Source organism: Actinomadura sp. B10D3 (genome assembly GCF_039871695.1).
Taxonomy (GTDB): Bacteria; Actinomycetota; Actinomycetes; order Streptosporangiales; family Streptosporangiaceae; genus Spirillospora; species Spirillospora madurae.
On sequence record NZ_JBDPLY010000091.1, the window covers coordinates 1 to 1,330 of the forward strand.

The 1,330-nt window shown below is 68.3% G+C and carries 1 protein-coding gene; it reads left to right on the forward strand.

The window, feature by feature from the left end:
• Positions 1-6 precede the first annotated feature (6 nt).
• Complete coding sequence (locus ABGB11_RS42385) at positions 7-1,323, forward strand: lysine 2,3-aminomutase (protein WP_347641363.1); 1,317 nt, start codon at positions 7-9, stop codon at positions 1,321-1,323.
• Positions 1,324-1,330: the final 7 nt, after the last annotated feature.

Consider the following 1,330-nt stretch of genomic DNA (forward strand, 5'->3'; position numbering starts at 1 on the left):
CAACACGTGACACTGGTGAACGACGCGGCTCCCGCGGTGGGATCCACCGGTCGCAAGTTCCGCGCCTTCACGGCCAAGCACCTGGAGGAGCTGACCGCTCGGGCCGGGTTGACGCCCGAGCAGCGGCTGGCGACCCGGGCGGTGGCCACGGTGCTGCCCTTCCGCACCAACGCCTACGTGGTCGAGGAGCTCATCGACTGGTCGGCGGCGCCCGATGACCCGATCTACCGGCTGGTGTTCCCGCAGGAGGACATGCTGCCGGCCCAGGATGTGGCGCTGCTGGCGGATCTGCTGCGGCGCGATGCGCCCAAGGCCGAGGTGGAGGCGGCGGCGCATCGGGTGCGGATGAAGCTGAACCCGCATCCGGCCGGGCAGATGGAGCTGAACGTGCCCAGCTTCGGGGACGGGAAGATCCCCGGGATGCAGCACAAGTACGACGAGACGGTGCTGTACTTCCCCAAGCAGGGGCAGACCTGTCACGCCTACTGCACCTACTGCTTCCGCTGGGCCCAGTTCGTGGGCGAGGCCGATCTGAAGATGGCCGGGGACCAGCCCGCCGCGCTGCGCGACTACCTGGTCGCCCATCCCGAGGTGACCAGTGTGCTGTTCACCGGCGGCGACGCGATGATCATGGGTGAGCCGGTGCTGCGCCGCTACCTGGAGCCGCTGCTGGAGCTGGACCAGCTCGAATCGATCCGGATCGGGACCAAGTCGCTGGCCTACTGGCCGCAGAAGTTCGTCACCGATCCCGACGCCGAGCCGATGCTGCGGCTGTTCGAGCAGGTGGTGGAGTCGGGTAAGAACCTGGCGTTCATGGCGCACTTCACCCATCCGCGCGAGCTGGAACCGCTGATGGTCACCGAGGCGTGCCGGCGGATCCGCGACACCGGCGCGGTGATCCGCACCCAGGCGCCGCTGATCCGCACCATCAACGACGACCCCAAGGTGTGGGAGGGCATGTGGCGCACCCAGACCCGGATGGGGCTGGTGCCGTACTACATGTTCGTCGAACGCGACACCGGCCCCCAGGACTACTTCGCGGTCCCGCTGGCTGGGGCGTATGAGATCTTCCGGGACGCCTACAAGAACGTCTCGGGACTGGCGCGCACGGTGCGGGGCCCGTCGATGTCGGCGACCCCGGGCAAGGTCTGCGTCGACGGCGTGGTGGAGGTGATGGGCCAGAAGGTGTTCGCGCTGCACTTCATCCAGTGCCGCGACGCCGACCTGGTCGGCAAGCCCTTCTTCGCCCACTACGACCCCGACGCCGTCTGGCTGGACGACCTCAAACCCGCCTTCACCGACCGCTTCCCCTGGCAGAAGTAGCCGTCGC